The following is a 3,733-nucleotide window of genomic DNA, read 5'->3' as shown; positions in this document are numbered from 1 at the left end:
GCCTGCGCCCTCCGCGCCCGCCGCCCCGCGCGTACGGCCGCGGGCGGGGCGGGAGGGAACCGGCGGGAGCTGGCCCTTGAGCGGCCCCCACTCGTTGGGGTCGGGCACGCCGGGCGGCAGCATCTGGCGGCGCTTCGGACCGCCGTGCCCGGACTCGCCGGGCTCCTTCGCCCCGGGCCATGCCTTGGCGACGCGCGCGGCGAGCACGAAGTCCTTGCGCAGCGGATGCCCCTCGAAGGCGTCGGGCAGCAGCAGCGGCGCGAGGTGCGCGTGACCGGTGAAGTCCACTCCGAACATCTCGTGGGTCTCCCGCTCGTGCCAGGCAGCGCCCGCGTAGACCCCGGTCGCGGTGGGGAGTACGGGCGTCTCGTGCGGCACGGTCGTGCGGAGCAGCAGCCGGCGCACGGCGCCGCCCGGCGCCGGGGGCAGCGCGACGACGTGTGCGCAGACGCGGAACCCGGTCCCGGGTTCGTCCACGGCGCTCAGCCAGTCGAAGAAGCCGCAGCCGAGCACGTCCCGGGCCGCTTCCAGGGCCGGGATCCAGGATGCGGCGGGAACGTCGACGGTCAGCAGACCGTACGCCTCCTCGGCACGCGCGCCGGCACCGAACAGCGCCTCCGCACCACGCGGCAGCCAGCCCACGCGCCCGGCCGCCTCTACGGGTTCCGCCGGCTCCACGGGCTCCACGGGTTCCGCCGGATCCGCCCGCTCAGCCGGCTCGCTGGACTCCGTCACCGGTCGCTCTCCTCCGCGCCCGGGGGTGTCACCAGCGGGCTGCTCAGCGCGGCGGCGGACGGGCGCCCGCCCACGGCCTCACCGGCGTACCGCTCGGCCGTCGACTCCCGCGCGATCTTCTCCTGCAGCTTGAGCACCCCTTGCAGCAGCGCCTCGGGCCGCGGCGGGCAGCCCGGCACGTAGACGTCGACCGGGATGATCTGGTCGACGCCCTTCGTCACGGAGTACGAATCCCAGTACGGGCCGCCGCAGTTGGAGCAGGCGCCGAAGGAGATCACGTACTTCGGCTCCGGCATCTGCTCGTAGAGCCGCTTGACGGCGGGCGCCATCTTGTCCGTCACCGTGCCGGACACCACCATCAGGTCCGCCTGCCGGGGCCCGGGCGCGAAGGGGATGACGCCGAGGCGGATGAAGTCGTGCCGGGCCATCGACGCGGCGATGAACTCGATGGCGCAGCAGGCGAGTCCGAAGTTGAAGACCCACAGGCTGTAGCGGCGGCCCCAGTTGAGGATCACCTTCATCGGTTCCGGGGCGAGCCGGGCCAGTGGCCCGAGCCTGCGAGGCTCGGGAAGGTCCGTCGTCGTATGCGTTACGTCCATTCCAGGACGCCCTTCTTCCATGCGTACAGCAAACCCACGGCCAGGAAGCCGAGAAAAATGAACATTTCCACCAGCGTGATGCCGCCGAAGCCGGGCGCCGCGAAGACCGTCGCCCACGGGAACAGGAAGACCGAGTCCACAGCGAAGATCACGTACAGGAACGCGTAGACGTAGTAGCGGATCTGGGTGTGCGCCCAGCCCTCGCCCACGGGGTCGACCCCGCACTCGTACGTCAGCATCTTCTCCCGGGTCGGCACCACCGGCCGCAGCAGCCGGCCGGCGCCGAAGGCCACGGCGACGAAGAGCACTCCGACCACCGCGACCAGCCCGACGACCGTATAGCCGTGGAAATAGTCCGGCACGTCTGCCCGCCCTCACTCACTCACTCGCCAGCTCACTCGCAGTCCAGGCAGGGAGTCTAGATGAGGGAGTCCCCACAAGCTTTCGCCTGGCAGGACCTTGTGGAACCGGGAAGGGAAACGCATGCCGCGAGTGCCCCTTTATGGGGCCGTTGCCGCCGGAAACCGCCCCTTGCCAGGCCGCGCGCACCGGGCAGAGAATCACACAACGTTTGTCGGGGACCTGACCAACCCCCCGATTGTCGTGGGGAATTCGGCCTGCGCCTTTCCCCATGACTACGCGCGTAGCCCCCCACGAGAGGAAACAACCATGCAGAACCGACGCAAGCTGTTCGCGAGAGCCGTCGCCACCGCCGCCGTCGCGCTCGCCGCCGTGAGCCTGCAGCCCGCCGGCGCCGCCATGGCGGGCACCCCGGACGAGCCGAGCACGAGGATAGTCGGCGGCACGCCCGCCGAGCAGGGTGAATTCCCCTGGATGGTGCGGCTGTCGATGGGCTGCGGCGGCGCCCTCTACGCCAAGGACGTCGTCCTCACCGCCGCCCACTGCGTGGACGGCAGCGGCCCGAACACCGGCATCACCGCCACCGGCGGCGTGGTCGACCTCGACGACCCCGCGGCCGTCTCGGTCAAGTCCACCGAGGTCCTGCAGGCCCCCGGCTACAACGGCACGGGCAAGGACTGGGCGCTCATCAAGCTCGCCGAGCCCATCGACCAGCCCACCCTGAAGATCGCCGAGAACGACGCCGGCAACAACGGCGACTTCACCATCGCCGGCTGGGGCGCGGACGTGGAGGGCGGCCAACAGCAGCAGAAGATGCTCAAGGCGACCGTGCCCTTCGTGGACGACGACACCTGCAAGGGCGCCTACGCCGAGCTGGTCCCCGGCGAGGAGCTGTGCGCGGGACTCATGGACCAGGGCGGCGTGGACAGCTGCCAGGGCGACTCCGGCGGCCCCATGTTCCGTAAGGACGAGGCCGGCGAGTGGCTCCAGGTCGGCATCGTCAGCTGGGGCGAGGGCTGCGCGCGGCCCGGCAAGCCCGGCGTCTACACCGAGGTGAGCACCTTCGCCGCGGACATCAAGGCGGGAGCGGGCCAACTGGGCTGACACAGCCCCGGTCCTCACCGGCCATCCGACGACGCCCGCGTGTGCGCCCGTACGCACACGCGGGCGTTGTCGTGCGGCGGGGGCGGGAGCGGAACAGGGTGGGGTTATCCCTAACGGCGAACCCCCTCCGCACCCCATGGCGCCGCCCCTCGCCGCCGGGCACGCTTGGCACATGACCGCGAGCACGCATCCCCACGGCAGCACGGACGACCAGGACGTCCACGGCGCCCAGGAGTTCCTGGACGCCGGTGACGGCCGTCTTCCGCCGCCGCGGCCGGTGTTCAGCGCGCAGACCTGGCGCGAGGTCGCCCATCTCCTCAGCAATCTGCCGGTCGACCTGCTGTGTTTCGTCTACATCTCGGTCTGCATCTACGCCGGCGCGCTGCTCTCGGTCACGGTCGTCGGGCTGCCGCTGCTCGCCCTGGGGCTGCTCGGCTGCCGCGGGCTGGGGCGGCTCGAGCGCGCCCGGGCCCGCGCGCTGCTGCGGGTACGCGTCGAGGAGCCGAGTCCGCTGCGCCCGGGTGAGCCCGGCTTCTTTCCCTGGCTGTGGGCGCAGGTGAAGGACTCGGTGGCGTGGCGGCACGCGCTCTATTTCTTCATCCGGCTGCCCTGGGGCTGGTTCACCTTCGCCCTGATGCTGCCCGGTCTGATCGTCGGCTGGCCGGTGCTGCCCTGGCTGGCGCGCGGACTGACCAATGTGGACCGGGCGCTGGTACGGGGCCTGTTGTCGCCGTCCGACGAGATGGAGCGGCGCATCGCCGAACTGGAGTCGGACCGCGGCTCGGTCGCCGACACCGCCACCGCCGACCTGCGCCGCATCGAACGAGACCTGCACGACGGCGCACAGGCCCGCCTCGTCGCCCTCGCCATGGACCTCGGCCTCGCCAGGGAAAAGCTCCTCGAGGACCCCGAAGCCGCCGCAGCCCTCGTCGACG

5 protein-coding genes are annotated in these 3,733 nt (G+C 71.6%); 2 read left to right on the top strand and 3 right to left on the bottom strand.

Translation table 11 applies throughout. From position 1 onward, the window contains the following. The 3 genes from ACRDP3_RS24080 to ACRDP3_RS24070 all read right to left on the bottom strand — a co-directional run. Positions 1-678 (bottom strand): NADH-quinone oxidoreductase subunit C (locus ACRDP3_RS24080; RefSeq protein WP_431519096.1); only part of this gene is annotated, 678 nt, incomplete at its 3' end. 53 nt (positions 679-731) lie between these two features. Next, positions 732-1,334 (bottom strand): NADH-quinone oxidoreductase subunit B, encoded by a 603-nt coding sequence (locus ACRDP3_RS24075; RefSeq protein WP_431519095.1) that lies wholly within the window; start codon positions 1,332-1,334, stop codon positions 732-734. Beyond that, positions 1,325-1,696, bottom strand: a complete 372-nt coding sequence (locus ACRDP3_RS24070; protein ID WP_431519094.1) for an NADH-quinone oxidoreductase subunit A — start codon at positions 1,694-1,696, stop codon at positions 1,325-1,327. Before ACRDP3_RS24070 ends, ACRDP3_RS24075 begins: the two co-directional genes overlap by 10 nt. Positions 1,697-2,003: 307 nt before the next feature. Here ACRDP3_RS24070 and ACRDP3_RS24065 point away from each other — a divergent pair, with 307 nt between their 5' ends. Both ACRDP3_RS24065 and ACRDP3_RS24060 read left to right on the top strand, forming a co-directional pair. Next, entirely contained in the window at positions 2,004-2,798 is a 795-nt protein-coding gene (locus ACRDP3_RS24065; RefSeq protein ID WP_431519093.1) for a S1 family peptidase, read from the top strand. Between the two features lie 172 nt (positions 2,799-2,970). Continuing rightward, on the top strand, positions 2,971-3,733 hold a 763-nt coding region (locus ACRDP3_RS24060), incomplete at its 3' end, for a sensor domain-containing protein (RefSeq protein WP_431519092.1).

The organism is Streptomyces sp., assembly GCF_050698815.1.
In the GTDB taxonomy this organism is placed as follows: domain Bacteria; phylum Actinomycetota; class Actinomycetes; order Streptomycetales; family Streptomycetaceae; genus Streptomyces.
Note: the sequence above shows the minus strand (reverse complement) of the source record. Positions and strands in the feature narration are given on the sequence as shown.